Raw genomic sequence first — 23,760 nt, 5'->3', positions numbered from 1 at the left:
ACAGGGGGTGGCGAGCGCGGGGAGAGACTAGTCTGTGTGCTGGAGGCGGGGAGACTGTCTTTCAATCACCAACCAGTTGCTTAACTCGCTGAGGGCTATGGGGCGACAGAGCCAGTAGCCTTGTAACAGGCCAGCACCCATGCCCTGTAGCAGACGGGCCGTCTGCTCTGTTTCCACGCCTTCCGCCACTACCTGAAAGCCCAGGCCGCGGCCCATATTGATCGCCGTTTCCACAATCATTCGGGAGCTTTCACTGGAATCGATATCCTGCACCAATGCCCGGTCCAGTTTGATTTCCGTGGCCGGTAGCCGTTTAAGGTAAGACAGGGAAGAGTAGCCGGCACCGAAGTCATCAATCGAGATTTTCAGTCCGGTATTGGCCAGCCCTTCCAGCGCCGCGAGCCCTTTCTCGGGGTCATCCATGGCTGCGGTTTCGGTGAGCTCCACGGTAATCTGATCGGGGCGCAGCTGGTAACGCTTCATCCGGGTTTCGAACAGGCCTTTCAGCTCCGACGAGATCAGATCCCGGGCGGATACGTTGACTGACACGGTCAGTGCCGGATCAACCTGGTGGAGGGTTTTGAGGTCGTTCAGGGCCTGGTCCACAACCCATCGGGTCAGATGTTTGATAACGCCGGTTTTTTCGGCCAGTGGAATAAACTCGATGGGAGGTACCCAGCCCCTTTCAGGGTGGTGCCAGCGGATCAGGGCTTCCACACCCACGACCTGCCCGGTTTTGAGGTCCAGTTTGGGCTGATAATGCAACTGGGTCCGGTTGTGGTGAAGGGCGCCCCGAAGATCAGACATCAGGGTCAGCCGGCTCTCACTGTAGATGTCGTTCTTGCTGGAGTAAACGCCGGTTTCGAAGGAGCCGTGGGGTGTCATTTCCATGCCGACATGGGCATTCCGGATCAGCATTGCGGCCTTTCTGCCATGCTCCGGGTAGCTGGCGGCCCCGAATTTCAGGTTGGGTTCGATGGCAAGATGATCCAGTAACACCGGGTCGGCCAGCCGTTTGAGTGCCTCGTTCAGGGTCTGGAAGTCGCCACCGGCTTTGCTGACATTGACGAGCAAGCCGAAACTGTCTCCCGAGAGCTGGTACACGCGTTCCTGCCGGCCCTGATTGTCACGGGTTGCGTGGACCATCGGCAGGCTTTCGGCCAGTTCGGTCATTTGCTCCGCCTTGCGCTTTAGCAAGCGCTCACTTCGCTCCAGGCCGAGCGTGCGGTTGATTTCCTTCAGCCGTGACACCCGGGCCACGCCGACCATGTAGCGCCCATCGGGGTTGCGTTCCAGTTGCTCGTCGACCATCCGTTCGAATCGGTTCCGGTTGGGCAGGCCGGTAACCGGATCATGGGTGAGTGCCTCATTCAGTCGGTCCTGGATCTCGCTGCGGGCTTTTTCTTTTTGAAGGTTATCGGCCTGGGCCTGTATTTTCTGTTCCCGCTCACGGTAAAGCCGATCAGCAAGTGCGAGGGTCAGTATGAATGCCTCAAGCCCCGAGCCGATCTGCATGGCGTATTCGGTGAAGAAATTCTCCGGCAACAGACCAAGCGCCAGGCCGGCGGTTGCAGAAACGCCCAAGGCAAGTGGCGACCAGGCGATGGTGAAAAAGACACCTGCCCGAACACCGGCCGCCCAGGCGATGGGCCCGGCCACCAACAACAGTGAGAAAAAGATAAAAGCGGAGACCGCTGCGATTCGGACTCCAGTCTCATAGTCGAGCAAGGGCGCGCTCAGGAAAAACACAATCTCGAAGGCCAGCATTCCCAGTAACACCCGTCGCAAACGTGGGCTGTGGGAGCGTATTTTCAGGAACTCCATGCAGAAGAGAATCGAGAATATGGCCAGGAAGGGTATGGACAGCAACAGCACATGGGTATGGAGAAATGGGGCGTTCGGGTAGAGATGCTGAAGGGTGAAACCCCGGAAGGAGGCAAAGAACACGAGGTAGCCGAAAATGGCCAGAGCGTAGAACAGGTACAGCTTTTCCTGCAGTGTGAGGAACACGGCCAGATTGATCAGGATAATGACCGTCAGGCTGCCGTAGTAGAAGAAATGCAGTTTCTCTTCAATGGCAACGGCTTCATAGAAGTCCTTTTGGCGCCAGAGTCGCAGGGGCACTACCATGGAGCCCGCAGTGGCTACGCGGATATAGAGGGTTTTGGTGGTGTCCTGCGCAAGCTGGAATCGCAGCAGCATATTGGGGTGGTCGACATCCCTCGGATAAAACGGGCGGGTATCGCCGGTTCGGAATTCGCGGAGCAGGGTGTTTCCGGAGAACTCGTGGAACACGACGTCATCGAGTAGGGGGTAGGCAAGCTCGGCGATCAGAAGCTGGTCCTGGCCGGTCTGGTTCTGTACCGATAGCCGAAGCCAGTAGGCGGAGCCGGTAATACCGAATGAGGCCTTGCCCGAGGGTTTGAGCTGCCATTCTGACTCGGGAATTGTCAGGACTTCGTCTATCCCTGCATCGGCGCCTGGGTCTTCCCAGTACTGAAAATGGCTTTCGATGGGCGCATCCGGGGTAATAGTGATCGTGCCTGAGTTTGCGCTGGCAAGTTGCAGGGCGCAGGAAGCCAGAATCGGAATAAAGATACGCAGAGCTTTGTTAAGGATCACGAACAGCAAACCCCGTTTGGTGGCCGTCAGACTTTTCTTGCTATCGCATAATTCAGCTTACTCGCCTTTCCCCGGCAAGAAAGCCGGAATCCGATATTTAACGTCGTGATTTGCGCCACATCACCAAGTTTCTGGTGCCCTTCCTTTGTTAAGACTCCATAGAGGGGCGGCGGCCGGTTCAGCGGATAGGAACCGCTGCCTTGGCGCCCGGCAGGGACTGTGTCTACGCCAGGACGACCCTGATAGGCACAGCCTATCTTTGGCTTGGAAATTATCAATTTTATTCGGTCGTCAAATCTCCGTATTGTTCGCGGCGTATATTCAGTAACGTATGAATCCATCAACAAGGAGTTAGCTTTAATGGGCATCATTAACAGCGAGATCAAGCCGTTCAACGCCACCGCCTTTAAGCAGGGCGAGTTTGTTGAGATCAGTGAAGCAGACGTCAAAGGCAAGTGGGCTGTATTTTTCTTCTACCCGGCAGACTTTACGTTCGTTTGCCCGACCGAGCTGGGCGACGTTGCAGACAAGTACGAAGAGCTGCAGAAGCTGGGCGTTGAAGTGTTCTCCGTGTCTACCGACACCCACTTCACCCACAAGGCGTGGCACGACAGCTCCGAGACCATCGGCAAGATCAACTACTACATGGTGGGCGACCAGACCGGCACCATCACCAACAACTTCGGTGTGATGCGTGAAGGCCAGGGCCTGGCAGACCGCGCGACCTTCCTGGTCGACCCGGATGGCGTTATCCAGGCCATGGAAATCACTGCCGAAGGTATCGGCCGTGACGCTGACGACCTGATGCGCAAGGTTAAAGCGGCCCAGTACGTTCGCAACCATCCCGGCGAAGTGTGCCCGGCCAAGTGGAAAGAAGGCGAAGCAACTCTGGCGCCGTCCCTGGACCTGGTTGGCAAGATCTGAGTTTCTCCCTCAAGGGAAGCTTACGGACAAAAAACCCCGGATTTTTCCGGGGTTTTTTGTATCTGGAAAAAGGTTTGCTCAGAGCGCGTCGAGAATGGTTTCGGCGCTGGTCTGGTCCAGGCCCTGGGCATCGATGTTGAGCAGTTCCACCTTGCCATCATTGACAATCATGGCGTAACGCTGGCTGCGGATGCCCATCTGGCTCGCGGTCCGGTCCTGGGTCAGGCCGATGGCCCTGGCGAACTCTCCCAGGCCATCGGCCAGCATGGTGATGTCGTCTGCGTTATGGGCTTTACCCCAAGCGTCCATCACGAAGGTGTCGTTGACGGACGTGCAAATGATGCTGTCGACGCCTTTGGTGCGAAGCTTGTCGGCGTTTACTACGAAGCCGGGCAGATGGGCCGCCGAACAGGTGGGCGTGAAGGCTCCTGGTACGGCGAACAGCACCACTTTTTTGCCGGCAAAGAGGTCACCGGTGCGAATCTTCTCGGGGCCACTGGTACCCATCACCTGAAGCTCGATGTCTGGCAGGGTATCACCGGGCTGGATCGGCATTGCTCACACCTCCGTTGTTGTCGTTATTGAAGTAGTTCGCGCCACGGGCTTTGAGGCGATAGAACTCCTCAATGACGCCGGCCATGGCCTCCGCGCAATAAGGCCGAAGGCCGCTGAGAACCAGGCGTTTGGTGACTTCGCCCACGGTTTTGCCGTCTGCGGTCAGCTGGTACTCAAGGAGAACGTTGCCCCGCTTTCCGGCTGCATCCAGGGTCGCGTTGTGCAGCTCAAGGCCCGGCGACGGCAGATCCAGGTTGTCCAGGGCCACGCTCATGCTCTCGTACATCACCATCGGGCGGTCGGGATTGAACATCACCCCATTAGACTCCATTAACGGCTTCAGGGTATGGGGGAAGTTCTTGCCGGAGGCCGCCACGTAGGCGCGGGTGATGTCTTTAATCAGTTGCTCGTCCTGGGTCCGGGCGCCACTGCGGGCCACTTCAATGTAGACTTTTCCCGCATCATCGCAGACCTCAATGGCGTCCTCGGTCTCCACGAACTTGAGCGGTACACCCTCGCCGAGCAGGCTGCGGAACCGGAAGGTCATGTTTTCCGAGAGCCCGAAGCGCGCCAGAATAAGGGCGAAGAGCAGGTCCCCGGGGACGCAGAAGCGGCGGGCATCCGGATCGTGGATGGGGTTGAAGTCCCCGGCGACCTCCTTGGCGAACTGACTGGCCTGCAGGGCCGAGATGATTACGTGTCCGTCCTGGACGGAGTGGAAACGGTCTAGAAACATGCGTTGCCTATTCTGGTGCCTGAGAGTGATGTTGCGACGTCCTTGTAACATGATACGTCGACAGGCTTCGGGTGGATATGCGCTATTGGTCAAGCCCCAGGAGACCTTCAATAAATCAGCATAGCAAAGTTCTATCAAACAGTTTGTGGCAATTAATTTGAGCGTACGCTTGCCACGCCGTATTGTTGCGCCATCTTCGCTTGGCGACCCGTTTTAAATTCAGATGCTTAGTTTCAACCTCTAAAGGAGAAGCAGGAATATGTTGGATGCCAATATCAAGGAACAACTGACGGCGTACATGGACAAACTGCAGCAGCCGATCGAGCTGGTGGCAGCTTACGACGACAGCAAGAAGTCCCAGGAACTTCGGGAGCTGCTGGAAGAGCTGGAACCGATGTCTTCCAAAATCAGCCTGCGCACCGAAGAATCCGATGGTGTGCGTCGTCCTTCCTTCACCATCAACCGTGTAGGTACCGATATTGGCGTTCGCTTTGCCGGCATTCCCATGGGCCACGAGTTTACCTCGCTGGTGCTGGCGCTGCTGCAGGTGGGTGGGCACCCGTCCAAGGCTTCCCAGGAGGTGATTGAGCAGATTCAGTCACTGGAAGGCAAGTTCGAGTTTGAAACCTATTTCTCCCTGTCTTGCCAGAACTGCCCGGATGTGGTTCAGGCCCTGAACCTGATGAGCGTGCTGAACCCGGATATCAAGCACACCTCCATCGACGGTGCCCTGTTCCAGGACGAAGTGGAGCAGCGGGAAGTGATGGCGGTGCCCAGCGTTTACCTGAATGGTGAGCCCTGGGGTCAGGGCCGGATGACGCTGGAAGAGATCGTTGCCAGGCTGGACACCAGCTCCAGCGAAAAAGAGGCCGAAAAAATCAATCAGAAAGACACCTTTGAGGTTCTGGTGATTGGTGGTGGCCCTGCCGGTGCCTCTGCCGCCATTTACGCTGCCCGCAAAGGCATCTCTACCGGTATTGCCGCCGAGCGTTTTGGTGGCCAGGTGGCCGACACCATGGGCATCGAAAACCTGATCTCCGTGCCTTACACCGAGGGCCCGAAGCTGGTGGCGGCCATGGAGCAGCACGTGAAAGAGTATGACGTCGATATCATGAACATGCAGCGCGCCGAGAAGCTGATCCCGGCCTCACGCCCGGGCATGCCCCACGAGATTCGACTGGAAAATGGCGCGACCCTCAAGGCACGCAGCCTGGTGCTGTCCACCGGTGCCCGCTGGCGCCAGATGGGCGTGCCGGGCGAAGCGGAATACCGCAACAAGGGCGTCGCCTATTGCCCGCACTGTGACGGCCCCCTGTTCAAGGGCAAGCGTGTTGCCGTGATCGGTGGTGGTAATTCCGGTGTAGAGGCAGCCATCGACCTGGCCGGTATCGTTGGCCACGTGACTCTGATCGAGTTCGGTTCCGGGATGCGCGCGGATGACGTATTGCAGAAGAAACTGCGCAGCCTGAAGAATGTGGAAATCATCACTTCCGGACAGACCACTGAAATTACTGGTGAGAACGGTAAGGTCAACGGCCTGAACTATACGGATCGCAACTCCGGCGAGCAGCACCACGTCGCGTTGGAAGGTGTGTTCGTGCAAATCGGCCTGGTTCCGAACACCGAGTGGCTGAAGGGGGACATCGAGCTGAGCCAGCATGGCGAGATTATTGTCAATGATCGCAACGAGACCTCCATTCCGGGGATCTTTGCCGCCGGCGATGTCACCACTGTGCCCTACAAGCAGATCGTGATTTCCATGGGCGAGGGTTCCAAGGCAGCTCTGAGCGCCTTCGACTTCCTGATCCGCAATTCCGTGGATGACAGCGAGAGCGAAGCGGCGTAAACGAAAACTGAGATGTCGGTTTCTCTTCCCTGCTTGCCTGTGAGCTGGCTGCCAGGTAGCTTATCCTCCTGAACGCCAGTCATGCCGGATCATCCAGGGGATGAGTAACTATATGATGTTCCGTACAGCCCTGATTCTGCTCAGCCTGCTTTTGCTATCGGGATTTCGTGTAGCAGATGCCGGGCCTCGTCCCAGCGTTGTTTTCCTCTCGCCGGATGACTCCCGGTTCTGGCAAATGGTGTCGGAGTTCATGGCCGAGGTGGCAACTGATCTGGATATGGACCTTGAAGTCCGGGTCGATCAGGACAGCCACCGCTTCAGTTACCTGAGAATGGCCGAACAGGTTCTCCGCCGTGAGGACAGGCCAGACTACCTGCTGTTCATTTGCAGGGAGCTTGTCACCACCCAAATGCTGACACGTGCGAATGATCTGGGAGTAAAAGTTTTCACCTTCAATACCGATGTGCCTGCCGATACCAGGGTTGCGGTCGGCCTGCCCAGAGAGACCTTGCCAAACTGGATCGGGCATATGGCGCCAGATAACGTCGGTGCCGGTCGCACCCTGACAGCACTCCTTGAGCAACGAGCCGAGCGACTGGATTTAGGCGAGCCGGGGCAGCCGTTGCCAATGATCGCCCTGTCCGGAACCCTGGATTCATCTGCAGCAAAGGACCGGAACCGGGGGCTCGAAGCCGCTGTAGATGACAAGAGTAGCGAGATTCTGCAACTGGTGTATGCCGATTGGAGCGATCGGCTGGCGAAAGAAAAATCGTTGGTACTGCTGAAACGATACCCACAGGTTGCCTCCATCTGGAGTGCCAGTGACGGCATGGCCATGGGGGCCATTGAAGCGGCAAAAATGCACGGCAAGCAACCAGGACAAGACGTTGTAGTCGGTGGGGTGGATTGGGAGCCCCGGGCTCTGGATGCAATACGCCGTGGAGAGCTTGCCACCAGTCTGGGGCGCCACTTCATGGGGGGAGGTCTGGCTCTGCTGTTACTGCACGATTTTCATCATGGTTACGACTTCGCGAAGGGGGTGTCTTCCGCTTCTTTGAGCTACCAGCTTAAGCCGGCCACTGAGGATAATATTCACAAGGTTGAACGGATTTTGGATCCGGAAAACTGGCGGCAGTTGGATTTCCGGCGTTTCAGCCGTGCCCATAGTCTGGCAGAGCCCGAACTATCCCTGAATGCTGATCAGCTTATGGATCGCTTCACATCGGTGCTCTCGGAGGAGAAGGGCGGCGGGCAGGTCGTTAGCAACCGATAGCTACTCCAGATCCGCTTCCAGACTACCTGCTTCAGAAAGAGAAGGTTCTTCCCCTCCCGATTCCGTAAAAAGATGGGGGTAGGCGTTCCGTATACCCGCCACGATAAAGGCGTGGGGCACGTCCTCGAACAGGCCGTGGTCGTTGACGTATTCCATGTGGGCCTCACCGGATTCTGTGTACTCCTGGAAGATCGAATCGTGAAGGCCATCAAACTCCAGAGGCTCCACATTCATCAGTTCACAGAGTTGCCGGTTGAAGGCCGGGGTGGCCTTCAACCATTTACCGTTCAGGTATAACTCGATAAACCCGTGCATGCGGAAAATGTCCGACTGCAGCCATTCGATCAGCCTGGGGCTGGACAGATGGTTGCGCACATCCGCCAGGCCCAGCCGGCTGGGGATGCCAATGGAGCGGGCAGCGGCACCCAGCAGAACCGCCTTGGGAATGCAGTAGGATTCGCCGGCTTCCAGGGCGTAGCTGGCGCTGAAGGTGTTCGGAGCGGTCTGGAACACGTAGGGGTTGTAGCTGATACTGTCCCGTACCGAGAGGTAGAGTGCCTTGATCTGCGCCAGCGGGTCGTCAGGCGCTCCCTCCAGCTGTGCTTCAATCCAGGCCTTCAGCTGGGGCTGGTCGTAGTCAAAGAAGGTGGTTGGCTGGAGATAGGGTTCCATAATCAAAAGTCCGGTATCGGTATCAGCCCCTGATCGTCACCAAATCCCCGCCGACAGGCAATGGCGGTATCCGCCAGAACGATTGCCGAAATAGCTCATTGCTCTGGTGCTGGCGGTTTACTGGCCGCGCATTAGTTCGTAGGTGCACATGTTTACCGCCGAGGCCAGGTTCAGGGAGTCGATCTGGCCCCGACCGTGAATGGTATAGGGCGCCGCCTGAAGCTCAGCCAGTGCGTCCCGTGGCACGCCCCGAGCTTCGTTGCCAAACAGGTAACAGTCGTGCTGCCGGAAGGCTTCCGACATCATCGAGTCGCCATTCAGGTCGAGGCAGGCAAGGCTTTGGTACCGGCCGGACAGGCTGGCCAGGGTAACCTCGGTTTCCAGGGAAACGTGGAAGAGCGCCCCCATGCTGGCGCGAACCACTTTCGGGTTGTAGGGATCCACACTGCCCGGGCTCAGCAGGCACCGGAAACCGCCAAACCAGGCGAGGGACCGCAATATCGTGCCCAGGTTGCCCGGATCCTGAACCTCGTGCAGGTAAATGGCTTTTTCGCCGGGTTCCGGCTCAGGAGGGCTGTCCGGCATGGGGACCACGGCCAGAATTCCCTGTGGTGTGCGGGTATCGGCGAGCTGTGCCATCTGGCGGTCGTTGATGAGATGGGTTTTGAACGGGCTTTGCCAGTGCCCGTAGGCACCGGTCACATACAACTCCGAGGCCCGCAGCGCTGGCTGGCGGGTAGCTGCTTCCTGCAGCTCGAGCACCAGGTGCTCCCCCTCGACCAGGTAGTGACCGAGTGACTGGCGGTATTTTTTCTGTTGCAGTTTCCTTATATCAGCCAGATTCACGCGGGGGTTCCCTCACTGTCCTGGAGGTCTTCCAGCATGGCCTGAGCCAGCGCCTCGGCGACCTTGATGCCATCCACTCCGGCCGAGAGAATACCTCCGGCATAGCCTGCACCTTCGCCTGCCGGATAGAGCCCGCGGGTATTCAGGCTCTGAAGGCTTACCCGGTCCCGGGTGATTCGCACCGGCGAGGAGGTTCGGGTTTCAATGCCGGTCAGGATGGCGTCGTGCCGGTCAAAGCCCCGGATCTGCTTGCCAAAGGCCGGCAGGGCCTCGCGGATGGCTTCGATGGCGTAGGGCGGCAAGGCAGGCGCGAGGTCGCCCAGTTTGATGCCGGGCTTGTAGGAAGGCTCGACCTCGCCCAGTTCGGTGGAGGGTTTGCCTTTGATGAAATCACCCACCAGTTGGGCTGGCGCGCAGTAATCGTTGCCGCCCAGCGTGTAGGCCCGGGATTCCAGGGCCTCCTGAAGGTCGATACCGGCCAGCGGGCCGCCCGGGAAGTCTTCCTCCGGGTGAATGGCCACAACAATACCGGCATTGGCGTTGCGCTCGTTGCGGGAATACTGGCTCATGCCGTTGGTGACCACTCGGCCCGGTTCGGAGGTTGCTGCCACCACCGTGCCGCCCGGGCACATGCAGAAACTGTAGACAGCGCGCCCGTTGCTGGCGTGGTACACCAGTTTGTAGTCTGCCGCGCCCAGGGCCGGGTGGCCGGCGTATTTGCCAAGGCGGGCAGTGTCGATGAGCGATTGCGGGTGTTCAATGCGAAAGCCGACTGCGAAGGGTTTGGCCTCGATAAAGACATCATTACGCTGGAGCATGCGGAAGGTCTCCCGAGCGCTGTGGCCGAGGGCGAGCACCACATAACGGCTGTCGAGGCGTTCGCCACTGGCCAGTTCCACACCCTCGACCCGGCCGTTGCGGATGCGCAGGTCGGTAACCTTGCTTTCAAAACGGATTTCTCCGCCGAGGCGGATGATTTCCTCGCGCATGGCAGACACCACGCCGGTCAGCCGGAAGGTGCCGATATGGGGCTTGCTGAGGTACAGGATTTCGTCCGGTGCGCCGGCCCGGACAAACTCATGCATTACCTTGCGGCCGTAGAACTTCGGGTCCTTGATCTGGCTGTACAGTTTGCCGTCCGAGAACAGGCCGGCACCGCCTTCACCGAACTGCACGTTGGATTCCGGAGACAGCTGCTTGTTCCGCCACAGGGCCCAGGTGTCTCTGGTGCGGCGCCGCACGTCCTTGCCACGTTCCAGCACAATTGGGCGGAACCCCATCTGGGCCAGAAGCAGCGCGGCAAACAGACCACAGGGCCCGAAACCGATTACAATCGGACGCTCGGTGAGACCGGCGGGTGCCTGTGCGACCGGGTGATAGTCGGTATCGGGTGCCGGGCGTACGTGCTGGTCTTTTTCAAAACGGGCGAGGATGGCTTCTTCGTTTCGGGCGCGCAGATCTATGATGTAAACGAACTTGATTTCGGAGTTTTTCTTGCGGGCGTCGTAGCTGCGTTTGAACACGACAAAGTCGGTCAGATCGGCATCGCGAATGCCCAGCCGTTCGACAATGGCAGCACGCAGGGCGCTTTCCGGATGGTCCAGGGGCAGCGCCAGTTCAGTAAGGCGGATCATAGTCAGTCCTGCCCGGCTCTTGCCGCTAATGGAGTGGACGTTGCCGGGTAAAGAGGAATCGGAGAATGTTGGGTGAATTGTACGTGTGCCCGCCCCGGTTGTCAGGATTTTGCCGCAGGCGGGCCCGGCACGTACAATTGGCGCAGGCTTTCCCGTTTGATGAGTCCCTATGGCCCGATCCAAAAGCAGTAACCGCTGGCTTGAAGAACATGTGAACGACCCCTTCGTGAAGCAGGCGCAGGTGGACGGCTACCGCTCCCGTGCCAGTTACAAGCTCCTTGAAATCAACAGGAAGGACCGGCTGATCCGCCCCAGCATGGTGATCATGGACCTCGGCTCGGCACCGGGCGGCTGGTCTCAGGTGGCGGCAAATCTGGTGGGCCATAAGGGCCGCGTGATTGCCTCTGACATTCTGCCCATGGATGCCATTGCCGGTGTGGAATTCATTCAGGGGGACTTCACCGAGAATGATGTGTTTGAGGCCATCATGGCCACCCTGGGTAATGACCCCGTGGACCTGGTGATTTCCGACATGGCACCCAACATCAGTGGGGTCACCGTAGCCGATCAGGCTTCGTCCATGTATCTGGTAGAACTGGCGCTGGACATGGCCTGTCAGGTGCTCAAGCCCAAAGGCAGCTTCCTCGCCAAGGTGTTTCAGGGTGAGGGTTATGACGAGTATCTGAAATCAGTACGCGCTGTGTTCGACAAGGTCGTGGTACGCAAGCCCGACTCCTCCCGTGCCCGCTCCCGGGAAGTCTACGTCCTGGGCAAGGGCTTCAAGGGCTGACTCAGCCTGTTGCCCTTTCGAAACCCTGCATCCAGGAAGGCGACATAGTTGTCGGTGTGCACCCGGCACTCCGTGGCTCAATTGCGATAATTGTGGCAGGCTGAAGCCTTTTTCAGGGAGAGGGGATGACCGTTATGACGCTGCAAGATTTGCTGGGTACCGAGTTGCCGATCATTCAGGCACCCATGGCGGGTGTTCAGGGAAGTGATCTGGCTCTGGCGGTATCAAACGCTGGCGGACTGGGTTCGCTGCCCTGTGCCATGCTGGGCCCCGGGGCGCTCAGATCCGAGCTGGAGGCCCTGCGGGCCGGTACCGACAAACCCTTCAACGTCAATTTCTTCGCCCATACCTCGCCAGTACCGAGCGACGCCCGGGAACAGGCCTGGCGGGAGGCGTTGTCCCCTTACTACAGCGCGTTCGGTATTGACCCCCAGACCATTCCTGCCGGGGGTGGCCGCACGCCTTTCAGCGCGGAAGCCGCTGCTCTGGTAGAGGAGTTCCGGCCGGCGGTGGTGAGTTTCCATTTCGGGCTACCGGATGCCACATTGCTGCAACGGGTCAAGGCGGCCGGCGCGAAGGTATTGTCGACAGCTACGACGGTTGAAGAAGCGCTTTGGCTGGAGCAGCAAGGGGCAGACGCCATCATCGCCCAGGGGCTGGAAGCCGGTGGCCATCGCGGTATTTTCCTGACCAGGGACATGTCCACGCAGATGGGCACCTTTGCCCTGTTACCCCAGGTGGTGGGCGCAGTAAAGGTTCCGGTAATCGCAGCAGGCGGCATTGCCGACGCCGGTGGTATTCGTGCGGCCATGGATCTGGGGGCGGTAGGCGTTCAGCTCGGGACCGCTTTCCTGCTGTGCCCGGAGGCTACCACCAGGCCCATTCACCGGGAGGCACTGAAAAGCCCGCAAGTCCGCCACACCGCTATCACCAACCTGTTTTCCGGCGGCCCGGCGCGGGGCATCATGAACCGAGTGATGCGGGAGTTGGGGCCGGTCGCAGAGGTGGCGCCTGAATTCCCGCTGGCGACCTCGGCCATCGCTCCGCTCCGGGCGGCGGCTGAAGCCAAAGGCTCCGGTGATTTCACCCCCCTGTGGTCGGGACAGAACGCCAGCGGCTGCCGGGAGATTCCCGCCGGGCAGCTGATCCGGCAGCTCGCCGGCGAGCTATGACTGATCTGATCGCAGAACTGTCCCTGGCCGAGGGGCTGGGCCAGCTTTTTTGGCCTGGTTGCCTGGGTTACCTGGAAATCGATCACGGACGTCTTTCCGAGCACTACGTCCCCGGGTCAGACGACTGACTGAAACAACCAGGGTCCGAGACCACTTTGGCCAATTTCCGCATAGCCCGGCCTGAGCTATCTTGATTGCAGACCATTGATTACCAAAAGCGGACTGGAATCCGAGAGGGCAGGTAATGGGCAAGCAGCATTTCGATGTACTGATCATCGGCGCCGGCGTTTCCGGCATTGGCATGGCGTGTCACCTGAAGCGTGAGTGCCCGGGCAAGTCGTTTGCCATCCTGGAGCGCCGGCAGTCCCTGGGTGGCACCTGGGATCTGTTCCGTTATCCCGGTATCCGGTCCGATTCGGACATGTTCACTTTCGGCTACGACTTCCGGCCCTGGACCGGCGGCAAGGTGCTGGCGGACGGTGCCTCCATCAAGGATTATGTGCGCGAGACGGCCAGAGAGCATGATGTTGAGCGCCACATCCGCTACGGACTGGCGGTGAAAACGGCAGACTGGTCCGGTATGGACAAGTGCTGGAAGCTCTCCGCCCGCAATGAAGCTACCGGTGAAACCGCAACCTTCACCGCCAGTTTCCTGATCGGTTGTACCGGCTATTACAACTATGACCAGGGCTATAAACCGGATTTTCCGGGTGAGAACGATTTCCGCGGCCGGATTGTGCACCCGCAACACTGGCCGGAAGATCTCGATTACACCGGCAGGAAGGTGGTGGTAATCGGCAGTGGTGCAACCGCCATTACCCTGGTGCCGACCATGGCGGAGAAGGCCGCCCATGTCACCATGCTTCAGCGCTCGCCCACCTACCTGATATCCTTGCCATCGACCGACAAGGTTACCCTGGCCCTGCAGAAGTTTTTGCCAGAGAAGACCGCTTACCGGCTTACCCGGGCCCGGAATATTGCGATTTCCCGTTTTCTTTACCTGCGTTCCAGAAAAAGCCCCCGGTTCATGCGGCGCCTGTTTCTCGGAATTATCAAGCGGCAGGTGGCCGGAAGGGCCGACATGCGGCACTTTACACCGGACTACAACCCGTGGGACCAGCGCCTGTGCGTGGTGAAGGACGGGGATCTGTTCCAGGCAATGAAAGCCGGCAGGGCATCTATCGCCACTGATCACATTGAGTGTTTCACCGAAACCGGGATCCGCCTGAAATCCGGTGAAGAGCTTGAGGCAGACATCATCATCCCGGCCACCGGCCTTGATATCCAGATGCTGGGAGGCATTCGGCCGACGGTGGATGGCCAGGAAGTGGTGATGAAAGACAAGGTCATCTACAAGAACGTGATGGTGGAGGGCGTCCCCAACGCCGGCATGATCTTCGGCTACACCAATATTTCCTGGACCCTGAAGGTGGATGTTGCGGCGGAATACCTGTGCCGCCTGATGAATCTGATGGACAGACAGGGTTACCGAACCGTGGTTGCCAGGGATACGGAAAACAGCCGTGCCGAAGACACCATCCTTGGTTCCCTCAACTCCGGCTACATTCGCCGCGCGGCCGACCGCTTGCCTCGCCAGGGCACCCATGGTCCCTGGAAATCTTCACAGAATTATCTGGAGGATGTGAAAATCCTGCGTTTCGAGCCGATTGAAGACGGCTATCTGGAGTTCGACGGCACACGAACCCCTGCCAGAGCGAGTGAATCCAGTGGCTGCCTGCGACCAATCCGCTCGGCTCTGTTTGGGGCCTGATCAGTCAACGGCGGAATGAATCACTTCCCGGCGTACCGCGGCCAGATGTCCTATGCTCAAACTGTCATCACAAGCTTTGGAGGATACTATGCGCTGCATTCTGAAATCGGTTCTGGTGGTTTCGACCCTGTTTTTTGCCACCCTGACCCTGGGTGCTGAAGGTCTGGTAACCGTCAAAAGCAGTCACGACGTCAAGGCCACGGTGGACAAACTTGAGTCCGTATTGAAGGACAAGGGCATGACCGTAATGGCCCGTGTGAATCATCAGCAAGGCGCCAAGAAGGCAGGGCTGGAGCTTCGCCCGACCGAAGTGCTGATTTTCGGAAACCCCAAAGTCGGCACGCCGCTGATGCAGTGTGCCCAGAGCGTGGCCATTGATCTGCCTCAGAAAGCGCTGATCTGGGAAGATGAAAATGGCGATACCTGGCTGGCTTACAATGATCTGGACTACCTGAAGTCCCGCCACGGTATCGAGGGTTGTGACGAGGTGCTTGAAAAGGTGAGTGGCGCCCTGGCCGCATTCGCCAAAGCCGCCACGGAATGATCCTTCGCACCCTACATTGTTAGATTGTTACGACTGGATAATGGCGAGCCTGATTGTCTCATCCTCCACGCTTTGGCTGGCGTGAATTCGGAGGCCTCAGGGGCGCGGGCCCATCATGCGGTTCGTCCATCAGGGTGCCAACGATAACGTGATCCCCATCGGGCGTCAGATAGAAGGCCAGGGAGCGTCCTCTCATTTCACCCACATAGCCGGTCATGCCACCGGGTGCCTCAAAGCTGTCGATAACCTCCACACCCTGTTGTTCCAGTTTCTGAATGACCGGCGGGAAATCCCCGGCCTGAACGTTGGCTGCAGCGATGGCGGTGGATAGCAGTGCACCATGCAGCACACGGCGAGATGGGGAAAGGCTCATTGGGTTGTTGCCTCCTTTGGTGATGATTCGAGATGGCTGGCGTCCAAAGTAACGGACTACAAAGCCAAGGCGGGCGCCCACCCTGACTTCTCCGGTCATCGGATGATTTTCGTTGCAGCAAGGCGAGTAGTGACCACTGACATAGGCGTGAGTTCCATCTTTCTGCTTTTCGCTGAAAAATAAAGAGCCTGCTAACTAAAAGCATCTATGGCTATTTCGAAGGTCCTCTGTTACTGTGCCCGCATCCTGCCTCTAGGGATTCCGCAGTTCAAGGCTTTAAGCCCGTGCGACCTTTCCATACGACCTGTCAGAGGACGTCACCCCGATACCGGCGCGTGACTGTAGTCGTCTTTTATTCCATGAATGTTCATGGTATCTGCCCGCATTCGCCGAAACCGGTGTTCGTGGAGGCAGAACAATCAAGAGTTGATTCTATATGAGTTTTTCTTCACTCGGTTTGTCCGAGCAGCTGGTCCGTGCCACCACCGATCAGGGTTATGAAACACCGTCCCCAATTCAGGCCCAGGCCATCCCCGCCGTTCTTTCCGGCCGGGATGTGATGGCTGCCGCCCAGACTGGCACCGGCAAAACCGCCGGTTTCACCCTGCCGCTGTTGCAGCGTCTTGGCGAAACCTCCCGTACCGGCAAGGGGCCCCGTGCCCTGATCCTCACGCCGACCCGGGAGTTGGCGGCACAGGTTCACGACAGCGTGAATCTTTACAGCAAATACGTTCCTACCAAGGCCGCTGTGGTTTTCGGTGGTGTGAAAATCAATCCGCAGATGATGAAGCTGCGCAAGGGTCTGGACGTATTGGTGGCAACACCGGGCCGGCTGATGGACCTGTATCAGCAAAACGCTGTGCGCTTCAACGAAGTGGAAATTCTGGTGCTGGACGAAGCCGACCGAATGCTGGACATGGGCTTTATCCGCGACATCCGCAAGATTCTTGCGCTGTTGCCGGCCAAGCGCCAGAACCTGCTGTTCTCCGCCACCTTCTCTAACGAGATCCGTACTCTTGCGGAAGGCCTGCTGGATAACCCGGTGCAGGTGGAAGTAGCGGCCCGTAACACCGCTGCGGAAAACATCAGGCAGTCTGTCTACCCGGTGGATCAGAGCCAGAAAACGGCGCTGCTGAGCAAGCTGGTACGTGACAATAGCTGGGACCAGGTACTGGTCTTTACCCGTACCAAGCACGGCGCCAACCGCCTGACCCAGAAGCTGGAGAAGGACGGTATTACCGCCGCCGCCATTCACGGCAACAAGTCGCAGGGTGCCCGCACCCGTGCGCTGGCTGACTTCAAGGCCGGCGAAGTGCGTGTGCTGGTGGCGACGGACATCGCAGCCCGTGGTCTGGACATCAAGCAACTGCCCCAGGTAGTGAACTTTGAACTGCCCAACGTACCGGAAGATTACGTGCACCGTATCGGCCGTACCGGCCGTGCTGGTGAGAGCGGTCATGCGTTGTCACTGGTGAGTGCGGATGAAGGCAAACTACTGACGGGTATCGAACGGCTGATCAAGAAGCAGTTGCCGCGCAAGAGCATGGAAGGCTTCGAGCCCACCAACAACCTGCCGCTGAAGCCCAAGGCCAAGGCAGACCCCAGCCGCGCCCGTACCCGCAGTAGTAACGGCGCTGGCAATGGCCGGCCCGGAGGCAAGCCGAAAAGCTTTGGGGACAAGCCAGGTGGCCGCAGTGGTGGCCGGAGCCAGAATGGCGGCGGTCAGCGAAGCCGCTCAGCCCAGCGCCAGAGTGCCTGAGGCCGGTCAGGACAGTTCAGGAAGGCGGAGCAGATGCTCCGCCTTCCTGTTTCTGGCGGACAAAAAAAGGCGGGGCCGGAGGGCCCCGCACAGGAGAGCGCACCTTTCGTCAGCCCACAGATCATGGAGGCTGGCGGAGGGCACGGGGATCAGAATTTGTAGGACAGGCCGACCATGTAAACCAGGGGATCAATTTCCACATCCACGGTCTGGTTTACAGCTTCAATTTTCGCCTCGGTGTCGATGTCTATCCACCAGACTGCCGCGTTAACACCGATGTTTTCAGTGATCATGTAATCCAGGCCAACCTCCGCAGCCAGGCCGAAGCTGTCATCGAGTTCAATATCGGTGCCTGCAAGAGCGCCAGCGGTTTGTTCATCAAAAAAGATGGTATAGTTCACACCCGCTCCAACATAGGGTTGCAGCTTGCTGCCGCTCGGCATCGGGAAATACTGAAGTGTGATGGTTGGTGGCAGCTGTTTTGTCTCGGCCAGCTTGCCAAGACCAGCCAGATCACCGTCACCTTTAATATCGTGGCTGAAGGGCGTTGCTGCGAGCACGCCCAAACCCAGTTGATCTGTAAGCATATAGCTCAGGGTCAGACCTAGTTGGGTGTTGTTGTCTACGTCAACTCTCGCGTCGGAGCTGAGGTTGGTAATAGGGTCACTCGAAGCGTCTGGTGCAACAGTCACCACGCCAACGCGGCCAATAAAATCACCAGCTTCGTACGCTTGAACAGCCGGCGCCGCAGCCATAACCGCTGCAGCCAGAACACCAAGTTTAAATGTGCGGGACATATCCATCTCCTTAACCTGAATCGTTGATGGCTTCAGATTAGTGGCAGCGGAGAAAGGAAACTTGATTTAGCGCAAGATTGGCCGGGCAGGGGGCCTGGTTTGATCGCCAGATTGACGTAGCTCAAGAAATCGGGCGGCGCTGCGATTACTGCGGAGAGTCAGGCTGAGTTCTTTTGCCTTCGGGCAGACTCTCGTCTGGTACGAACACATCACGGATAGTCAGGGGATTACCGTCGGCATTCTGGACTTCAACCGCCTGAATCGGGCGGCCGGTGGCACGGTCGCGCAGGTCCAGGAGTGTCTGGTCCGGGGCGGGATTCCATTTGTCGCCCCACTGGCGCAGGGCAATCACCACCGGGAACAGATCCCGGCCTTTCTCGGTCAGGCGGTATTCAAAGCGGGAGCCGTGTTCGCCGACATCCACCTTGCGCAACACCTCGTTATCCACCAGCCGGGCCAGGCGATCGCAGAGGATGTTCTTGGCAATGCCCAGTTCCTGCTGGAAATCCACGAATCGGCGGGTGCCGTACATGGCGTGCAGCACAATCAGCAGGGACCACCAGTCACCCACTTCATTGAGGGCACGGGCGACGGAGCAACTGGAGTCATCAAAACGTTTTCTGGCCATGGTGGGAGTGTACTGAATAGGGTTGCATTTTAAAACCAGATTCAATAGGGTTGCTTAACGAAACCAAATTAGTGAGGTTGCACATTACCATGAGTATAAATCTTGGCCCGCTTTTCGAACCGTTTGAACTCCACAACCTCAAGCTGCGTAACCGGGTCGCCATGGCGCCGATGACCCGCAACTTCTCGCCTGATGGTGTTCCGGGCGAGGACGTGGTGGCCTACTACCGTCGGCGTGCCGAGGCCGGCATTGGCCTGATCATTACCGAAGGCACCACGGTGAATCACCCGGCGGCCAGTGGTTACCCTAATGTTCCAGCGTTTCATGGGTCCGACGCCCTTCAAGGCTGGAAAAACGTTGTTGATGCCGTGCACGAGGCGGGGGGCACCATTTTCCCACAGCTCTGGCACGTTGGTGCTGTGCGCAAGGAAGGTACACCTCCGGATCCTTCGGTGCCCGGCTACAGCCCGTCCGGCCTGTTCGCTCCCGGCAAGCCCAACGGCAAAGCCATGACCAAAGAGGATATTGACGATGTGGTCGCCGCCTTTGCCGATGCGGCGCAGGATGCCAAAGCCCTCGGTTTTGACGGTGTAGAGATCCACGGCGCCCATGGTTACCTGCTGGACCAGTTCCTCTGGGAAGGCACCAACCAGCGTGACGACGAATACGGCGGCGGCATGGAGAACCGCCTGCGTTTCGTGGTCGAGGTTGTTGAGGCGGTTCGCCACCGGGTAGGTCCGGACTTCCCGATCATGCTGCGTTTCTCCCAGTGGAAGCAGCAGGATTATGAGGCGAAACTGGTGAACACCCCGGAACAGCTCGAGCAGTTCCTAACGCCCTTGGTGGAAGCCGGTGTGGACATTTTTCACGCCTCCACGCGCCGTTTCTGGGAGCCGGAATTCGAAGGTTCGAACCTGAACCTCGCCGGCTGGACCCAGAAGCTGTCCGGTAAACCGACCATGTCGGTTGGCAGTGTCGGGCTGACGGAAGACTTTATCAGCGGAACCTTTGCCAGCAAGCAGGAAGCCGTTGAGAAGGCCGGCGTCGATGAGCTGGTGGAGCGCATGAACAACCATGAGTTCGAGTTGATTGCCGTGGGTCGTGCGCTTCTGCAGGACCCGGAGTGGCTGGTCAAAGTGAAGGAAGGCCGCCTGAACGAGGTGGAATCCTTCGCCAGGAAGTCCCTCGCCAAGCTTTACTGATCGCCCCTTCGATCAGAACCTGCCGCAGCGCTTTCGGGCCTGCGGCTTTTTTGTGGCCCCCGGCGAACCTGTCGTCTTCGTAATCGCGTCTGAACTGAGACACGTTATGATGGATGAAATTCACCCAAAAGTGAGGGGCCCGTATGTCGATGATTGGTTCGGTTAAAGTACTGTTTGTGGCACTGGTGATGGCGGCGATGGTGGGCTGTGCGACCGTTGGAAAGGATTTTGCCACCCACAACATCGATCAGATACAGGTTGGTGAAACCACAAGGTCAGACATCCAGGAGATGTTCGGCGAGCCCTGGCGCACCGGGATCGAGGACGGCAAACGGACCTGGACCTACGGCAAGTACAAATGGTCGGCCTTCGGTGACGCGGAAACCACCGATCTGGTGGTGCGATTCAACCAGGACGGAACCGTGTCCTCCTACGTTTACAACACCACCGAATAAACTCCGTAGAAAACAGGCGTGGGGCTGTCCTCAGCCCCGCAACCCTCCTACCAGTTTATCGATGCTTTCCTTGGCATCGCCGAACAGCATGCGGGTGTTGTCCCTGAAGAACAGCGGGTTCTCAACACCGGAATAGCCTGTGGCCATGCCCCGCTTGAGAACAACCACCTGCCGGGCTTTCCAGACCTCCAGCACTGGCATGCCGGCAATCGGGCTGCCCGGGTCTTCGGCGGCTGCCGGATTCACCGTGTCGTTGGCGCCAATTACCAGCACCACATCGGTTTCCGGGAAATCGGCGTTGATCTCGTCCATTTCCAGCACAATGTCGTAAGGCACGTGGGCTTCAGCCAGCAGCACGTTCATGTGCCCGGGCAACCGGCCGGCCACCGGGTGGATGCCGAACCGCACGTTCGCGCCCCGCTCCCGGAGTATCTTCGTCATCTCGCTGACGCCATTCTGGGCCTGGGCCACCGCCATGCCGTAACCGGGCACAATAATCACCGAGTCGGCATTGCGCAGTTCTTCACAGACATCATCCACGCTGGATTCATGGACCGTCTGGTCCGAATCGGTCGCGCCCGCGCTGCTGGTGGTCTGGCCGAAGCCGCCAAGAATCACGCTGATGAACGAGCGGTTCATGGCCTTGCACATGATGTAACTGAGGATGGCGCCGCTGCTGCCCACCAGTGCACCGGTCACGATCAGCAGATCGTTGCCCAGCATGAAGCCGATGGACGCCGCTGCCCACCCGGAATAGCTGTTGAGCATGGACACCACCACCGGCATGTCGGCTCCGCCGATGGCCATGATCAGGTGAATACCGAGTACCGAGGCGATGGCGGTCATCAGCACCAGGGCAACGATGCCCAGCGCCATGCTGTCGGTGCCCAGGAACCAGACTCCCAGCAATACGCAGGCGATGATCGCCGCCAGGTTCATCAGGTGGCGGCCGGGCAGGGTCAGGGCCTTGCTGTCGATGCGGCCATCCAGCTTACCGCAGGCCACCAGTGACCCGGTGAAGGTGACGGCACCGATAAAGATGCCCACAAACACTTCCACCAGTTTGATGGTGTGCTCGGCTCCGGACGTTGCGCCCAACGGTTCGATATAGCCGGAGAAGCCCACCAGCACCGCCGACAGCCCGACAAAACTGTGCAGCAGGGCCACCAGTTGCGGCATCTGGGTCATTTCCACCTTGTTGGCGATGGGAATGCCAATGCCGGCGCCCAGCAGCACCGCAATCACGATGGCGATGATGCCGCCATCACCCACGCTGGCGAGGGTGGCCCCCACCGCGATGATGATGCCGGCGACCCCGTAGAGGTTGCCCCGCCGTGCCGATTCCTGGTGGCTGAGGCCGCCCAGGCTGAGGATAAAGCAGATACTTGCGACCACGTAGGCCACGCTCACCAGTCCTGTACTCATATCGGGCGTCTCCTACCTGCGGAACATTTTGAGCATGCGATGGGTGACCCGGAAGCCGCCCCCCACGTTGATGCTGGCAATCAGCACCGCGACAAAGGCCATGATGCCGACGGCAAGGTTCTCCGCCTGGGCCAGGTGCAGCATGGCACCGATTACGATGATGCCGCTGATGGCGTTGGTTACGCTCATCAGGGGGGTGTGCAGGGAGGGTGTCACGTTCCAGATCACCTGCCAGCCGATAAAGCAGGCCAGCACAAACACCGTGAAGTGTTGCAGGAAGCTTTCCGGCGCGTAGGCGCCAACCCCATAGAGCGCCAGCGCTGTTACCACCAGAAGCGTGCTCTTGCCAATCAGGCTGCGACGGTCGGCGTTCTTCTTTGCCGCGGCTTTGTCGGCGGCCGACGGTTCCTCTGTTCCCGGCGGCGGTGCGGAGCTGACGGGCGCCTCCGGCTGGGGTGGCGGCCAGGTAATGCTGTTGTCCCGAACCACGGTCAGGCCCCGGATGACGTCGTCCTCCATATTGACCAGGGGCTTACCGTCTTTCTCCGGGGTCAGTTCGGTGAGCAGGTGCAACAGGTTGGTGGCGTAGAGATCGCTGGCCACCTTGGCCATGCGGCTGGGCAGGTCGGTGTGGCCGATCAGCGTCACGCCGTGGTGATGGGCCACCTTGCCGGGTTCGGTGAGTTCGCAGTTGCCACCGCGCTCGGATGCCAGGTCGACAATCACACTGCCGGGTTTCATGGATTTGACCATATCGGCGGTGATCAGTTTCGGTGCCGGCTTGCCGGGAATCAGCGCGGTGGTGATGATGATGTCCACCTCCTCAGCCTGCTCCGCAAACAGCGCCATCTCCGCCTTGATGAACTCGTCGCTCATCTGCTTGGCGTAGCCGCCGGAACCGCTGCCATCCTCATCGTCGAAATCCAGTACCAGGAACTCGGCACCCATGCTCTCGACCTGTTCCTTCACCTCCAGCCGGGTGTCGAATGCCCGCACGATGGCACCCATGCTGTTGGCGGCACCAATGGCGGCAAGTCCCGCCACGCCGGCGCCAATCACCATGATCTTCGCCGGCGGCACTTTGCCAGCCGCCGTCACCTGGCCGGTAAAGAAACGCCCGAAGTGATTGGCCGCCTCGATTACCGCCCGATAGCCGGCGATGTTCGCCATGGCGCTGAGTGCATCCATCTTCTGGGCCCGGCTGATGCGGGGCAGGCTGTCGATGGCAAACGAGGTAATCTTCTTCGCCGCCAGCTTTTCCAGCAGCTCCGGATTCTGCGCCGGCCAGATATAGCTGACCAGAAACGCCCCTTCCTTCATCAGGTCCACTTCATGCCTGTTCAGGGAAGGGTTTTTCATCGGCGCGCGGACTTTCAGGATGAAATCCGCGTCCTGCCACAGCGACGTGGTATCGACCGCTATGGCCGCGCCCACTTTCTCATAGGCCTCATCGGAGTAATTCGCGGCCTCGCCGGCGCCGCCTTCAACGACCACCTCGTAGCCAAGCCCGATAAGTTTGTGAACGGACGGTGGCGTGGCTGCCACCCGCCGCTCATCCTTGAAAATTTCCCTGGGGATACCGATTTTCATTGTTGGTATGTCCTCCGGATTGCCCGATGAACCAGTTACCTGGATACCTACATACCTACATACTAGTGCAGGTTGCCAGATCTGCCCGAAACTGCCGGTTGATGAAATGCCCGGTTTCCCGCTGTGCCGGTTCTCAATTGTTCAGG

Annotated in this window: 22 protein-coding genes; 11 read left to right on the top strand and 11 right to left on the bottom strand. The window is 58.9% G+C overall.

Translation table 11 applies throughout. From position 1 onward, the window contains the following. Positions 1-27: 27 nt before the first annotated feature. Complete coding sequence (locus AC13C0_RS14885) at positions 28-2,622, bottom strand: EAL domain-containing protein (protein ID WP_341580999.1); 2,595 nt, start codon at positions 2,620-2,622, stop codon at positions 28-30. A 360-nt stretch (positions 2,623-2,982) separates the two neighbouring features. On the opposite strand from AC13C0_RS14885, the gene ahpC reads away from it, so the two are divergent. Then, the gene (ahpC, locus tag AC13C0_RS14880; protein ID WP_117618994.1) at positions 2,983-3,546 is read left to right on the top strand and encodes an alkyl hydroperoxide reductase subunit C; all 564 of its coding nucleotides are present in this window, start codon (positions 2,983-2,985) and stop codon (positions 3,544-3,546) included. A gap of 78 nt (positions 3,547-3,624) precedes the next feature. Here the strand turns inward: ahpC and AC13C0_RS14875 are convergent, their stop codons facing one another. Then, entirely contained in the window at positions 3,625-4,101 is a 477-nt protein-coding gene (locus AC13C0_RS14875; protein ID WP_117618995.1) for a peroxiredoxin, read from the bottom strand. Continuing rightward, positions 4,082-4,837, bottom strand: coding sequence for a DUF3581 domain-containing protein (locus AC13C0_RS14870; RefSeq protein ID WP_341581001.1), 756 nt, complete (start codon positions 4,835-4,837; stop codon positions 4,082-4,084). The genes AC13C0_RS14875 and AC13C0_RS14870 overlap by 20 nt, the downstream gene beginning before the upstream one ends. 259 nt (positions 4,838-5,096) lie before the next feature. Between AC13C0_RS14870 and ahpF the strand changes: the two genes are divergently transcribed. Then, positions 5,097-6,683: an alkyl hydroperoxide reductase subunit F gene (gene ahpF, locus AC13C0_RS14865; protein ID WP_341581003.1), complete on the top strand. Its 1,587-nt coding sequence runs from the start codon at positions 5,097-5,099 to the stop codon at positions 6,681-6,683. A gap of 100 nt (positions 6,684-6,783) precedes the next feature. Further along, entirely contained in the window at positions 6,784-7,956 is a 1,173-nt protein-coding gene (locus AC13C0_RS14860) for an ABC transporter substrate-binding protein (RefSeq protein ID WP_227539297.1), read from the top strand. Here AC13C0_RS14860 and AC13C0_RS14855 read toward each other — a convergent pair whose 3' ends face one another. From AC13C0_RS14855 to AC13C0_RS14845, 3 genes are all read right to left on the bottom strand, one after another. Further along, a complete protein-coding gene (locus AC13C0_RS14855; RefSeq protein WP_341581004.1) occupies positions 7,957-8,628 on the bottom strand; it encodes a transglutaminase-like domain-containing protein in 672 nt (223 codons plus the stop codon). A gap of 117 nt (positions 8,629-8,745) precedes the next feature. Continuing rightward, complete coding sequence (locus AC13C0_RS14850; protein WP_341581005.1) at positions 8,746-9,474, bottom strand: TrmH family RNA methyltransferase; 729 nt, start codon at positions 9,472-9,474, stop codon at positions 8,746-8,748. Continuing rightward, positions 9,471-11,108: an NAD(P)/FAD-dependent oxidoreductase gene (locus AC13C0_RS14845; RefSeq protein WP_341581006.1), complete on the bottom strand. Its 1,638-nt coding sequence runs from the start codon at positions 11,106-11,108 to the stop codon at positions 9,471-9,473. Before AC13C0_RS14845 ends, AC13C0_RS14850 begins: the two co-directional genes overlap by 4 nt. A gap of 169 nt (positions 11,109-11,277) precedes the next feature. Between AC13C0_RS14845 and rlmE the strand changes: the two genes are divergently transcribed. The 5 genes from rlmE (at position 11,278) to AC13C0_RS14820 (ending at position 15,385) form a co-directional block, all read left to right on the top strand. Next, the gene (gene rlmE, locus AC13C0_RS14840; protein ID WP_341581007.1) at positions 11,278-11,898 is read left to right on the top strand and encodes a 23S rRNA (uridine(2552)-2'-O)-methyltransferase RlmE; all 621 of its coding nucleotides are present in this window, start codon (positions 11,278-11,280) and stop codon (positions 11,896-11,898) included. A 134-nt stretch (positions 11,899-12,032) separates the two neighbouring features. Continuing rightward, complete coding sequence (locus AC13C0_RS14835; protein WP_117620403.1) at positions 12,033-13,070, top strand: NAD(P)H-dependent flavin oxidoreductase; 1,038 nt, start codon at positions 12,033-12,035, stop codon at positions 13,068-13,070. Then, the gene (locus AC13C0_RS14830; RefSeq protein ID WP_341581008.1) at positions 13,067-13,198 is read left to right on the top strand and encodes a hypothetical protein; all 132 of its coding nucleotides are present in this window, start codon (positions 13,067-13,069) and stop codon (positions 13,196-13,198) included. The genes AC13C0_RS14835 and AC13C0_RS14830 overlap by 4 nt, the downstream gene beginning before the upstream one ends. A gap of 116 nt (positions 13,199-13,314) precedes the next feature. Then, complete coding sequence (locus AC13C0_RS14825; RefSeq protein ID WP_117619002.1) at positions 13,315-14,841, top strand: flavin-containing monooxygenase; 1,527 nt, start codon at positions 13,315-13,317, stop codon at positions 14,839-14,841. A gap of 88 nt (positions 14,842-14,929) precedes the next feature. Then, complete coding sequence (locus AC13C0_RS14820; protein WP_117619003.1) at positions 14,930-15,385, top strand: DUF302 domain-containing protein; 456 nt, start codon at positions 14,930-14,932, stop codon at positions 15,383-15,385. Positions 15,386-15,443: 58 nt separating this feature from the next. Here AC13C0_RS14820 and AC13C0_RS14815 read toward each other — a convergent pair whose 3' ends face one another. After that, a complete protein-coding gene (locus AC13C0_RS14815; protein ID WP_341581010.1) occupies positions 15,444-15,758 on the bottom strand; it encodes a hypothetical protein in 315 nt (104 codons plus the stop codon). 436 nt (positions 15,759-16,194) lie between these two features. On the opposite strand from AC13C0_RS14815, the gene AC13C0_RS14810 reads away from it, so the two are divergent. Continuing rightward, a complete protein-coding gene (locus AC13C0_RS14810; protein WP_117619005.1) occupies positions 16,195-17,517 on the top strand; it encodes a DEAD/DEAH box helicase in 1,323 nt (440 codons plus the stop codon). A gap of 149 nt (positions 17,518-17,666) precedes the next feature. Here the strand turns inward: AC13C0_RS14810 and AC13C0_RS14805 are convergent, their stop codons facing one another. Both AC13C0_RS14805 and AC13C0_RS14800 read right to left on the bottom strand, forming a co-directional pair. After that, positions 17,667-18,314 (bottom strand): OmpW/AlkL family protein, encoded by a 648-nt coding sequence (locus AC13C0_RS14805; RefSeq protein WP_341582809.1) that lies wholly within the window; start codon positions 18,312-18,314, stop codon positions 17,667-17,669. A 145-nt stretch (positions 18,315-18,459) separates the two neighbouring features. After that, positions 18,460-18,942 carry a winged helix-turn-helix transcriptional regulator gene (locus AC13C0_RS14800; RefSeq protein WP_117619007.1) on the bottom strand — a complete coding sequence of 161 codons (483 nt, stop codon included), beginning with the start codon at positions 18,940-18,942 and terminating at the stop codon, positions 18,460-18,462. Positions 18,943-19,031: 89 nt separating this feature from the next. Here AC13C0_RS14800 and AC13C0_RS14795 point away from each other — a divergent pair, with 89 nt between their 5' ends. Both AC13C0_RS14795 and bamE read left to right on the top strand, forming a co-directional pair. Next, positions 19,032-20,144, top strand: a complete 1,113-nt coding sequence (locus AC13C0_RS14795) for an NADH:flavin oxidoreductase (protein ID WP_341581012.1) — start codon at positions 19,032-19,034, stop codon at positions 20,142-20,144. A gap of 149 nt (positions 20,145-20,293) precedes the next feature. After that, positions 20,294-20,599, top strand: a complete 306-nt coding sequence (bamE, locus tag AC13C0_RS14790) for an outer membrane protein assembly factor BamE domain-containing protein (protein WP_341582810.1) — start codon at positions 20,294-20,296, stop codon at positions 20,597-20,599. A gap of 30 nt (positions 20,600-20,629) precedes the next feature. Here bamE and pntB read toward each other — a convergent pair whose 3' ends face one another. Then, positions 20,630-22,024: a Re/Si-specific NAD(P)(+) transhydrogenase subunit beta gene (gene pntB / locus AC13C0_RS14785; RefSeq protein ID WP_341581014.1), complete on the bottom strand. Its 1,395-nt coding sequence runs from the start codon at positions 22,022-22,024 to the stop codon at positions 20,630-20,632. Between the two features lie 12 nt (positions 22,025-22,036). Next, positions 22,037-23,614, bottom strand: coding sequence for a Re/Si-specific NAD(P)(+) transhydrogenase subunit alpha (locus AC13C0_RS14780; protein ID WP_341581015.1), 1,578 nt, complete (start codon positions 23,612-23,614; stop codon positions 22,037-22,039). Between the last annotated feature and the right edge of the window lie 146 nt (positions 23,615-23,760).

It is taken from the genome of Marinobacter sp. B-21 (genome assembly GCF_056857895.1).
The sequence above is the reverse complement of the archived record's forward strand: the minus strand, read 5'-3'. Positions and strand labels throughout refer to the sequence as shown.

Bases quoted from the DNA above. Each gene is read 5' to 3' on its own strand.
- ahpC (WP_117618994.1), top strand. From the start codon at position 2,983: ATGGGCATCATTAACAGCGAGATCAAGCCGTTCAACGCCACCGCCTTT.
- AC13C0_RS14875 (WP_117618995.1), bottom strand. From the start codon at position 4,101: ATGCCGATCCAGCCCGGTGATACCCTGCCAGACATCGAGCTTCAGGTG.
- AC13C0_RS14870 (WP_341581001.1), bottom strand. From the start codon at position 4,837: ATGTTTCTAGACCGTTTCCACTCCGTCCAGGACGGACACGTAATCATC.
- ahpF (WP_341581003.1), top strand. From the start codon at position 5,097: ATGTTGGATGCCAATATCAAGGAACAACTGACGGCGTACATGGACAAA.
- AC13C0_RS14860 (WP_227539297.1), top strand. From the start codon at position 6,784: ATGAGTAACTATATGATGTTCCGTACAGCCCTGATTCTGCTCAGCCTG.
- AC13C0_RS14855 (WP_341581004.1), bottom strand. From the start codon at position 8,628: ATGGAACCCTATCTCCAGCCAACCACCTTCTTTGACTACGACCAGCCC.
- AC13C0_RS14845 (WP_341581006.1), bottom strand. From the start codon at position 11,108: ATGATCCGCCTTACTGAACTGGCGCTGCCCCTGGACCATCCGGAAAGC.
- rlmE (WP_341581007.1), top strand. From the start codon at position 11,278: ATGGCCCGATCCAAAAGCAGTAACCGCTGGCTTGAAGAACATGTGAAC.
- AC13C0_RS14835 (WP_117620403.1), top strand. From the start codon at position 12,033: ATGACGCTGCAAGATTTGCTGGGTACCGAGTTGCCGATCATTCAGGCA.
- AC13C0_RS14830 (WP_341581008.1), top strand. From the start codon at position 13,067: ATGACTGATCTGATCGCAGAACTGTCCCTGGCCGAGGGGCTGGGCCAG.
- AC13C0_RS14825 (WP_117619002.1), top strand. From the start codon at position 13,315: ATGGGCAAGCAGCATTTCGATGTACTGATCATCGGCGCCGGCGTTTCC.
- AC13C0_RS14820 (WP_117619003.1), top strand. From the start codon at position 14,930: ATGCGCTGCATTCTGAAATCGGTTCTGGTGGTTTCGACCCTGTTTTTT.
- AC13C0_RS14815 (WP_341581010.1), bottom strand. From the start codon at position 15,758: ATGAGCCTTTCCCCATCTCGCCGTGTGCTGCATGGTGCACTGCTATCC.
- AC13C0_RS14810 (WP_117619005.1), top strand. From the start codon at position 16,195: ATGAGTTTTTCTTCACTCGGTTTGTCCGAGCAGCTGGTCCGTGCCACC.
- AC13C0_RS14805 (WP_341582809.1), bottom strand. From the start codon at position 18,314: ATGTCCCGCACATTTAAACTTGGTGTTCTGGCTGCAGCGGTTATGGCT.
- AC13C0_RS14800 (WP_117619007.1), bottom strand. From the start codon at position 18,942: ATGGCCAGAAAACGTTTTGATGACTCCAGTTGCTCCGTCGCCCGTGCC.
- AC13C0_RS14795 (WP_341581012.1), top strand. From the start codon at position 19,032: ATGAGTATAAATCTTGGCCCGCTTTTCGAACCGTTTGAACTCCACAAC.
- bamE (WP_341582810.1), top strand. From the start codon at position 20,294: ATGATTGGTTCGGTTAAAGTACTGTTTGTGGCACTGGTGATGGCGGCG.
- pntB (WP_341581014.1), bottom strand. From the start codon at position 22,024: ATGAGTACAGGACTGGTGAGCGTGGCCTACGTGGTCGCAAGTATCTGC.
- AC13C0_RS14780 (WP_341581015.1), bottom strand. From the start codon at position 23,614: ATGAAAATCGGTATCCCCAGGGAAATTTTCAAGGATGAGCGGCGGGTG.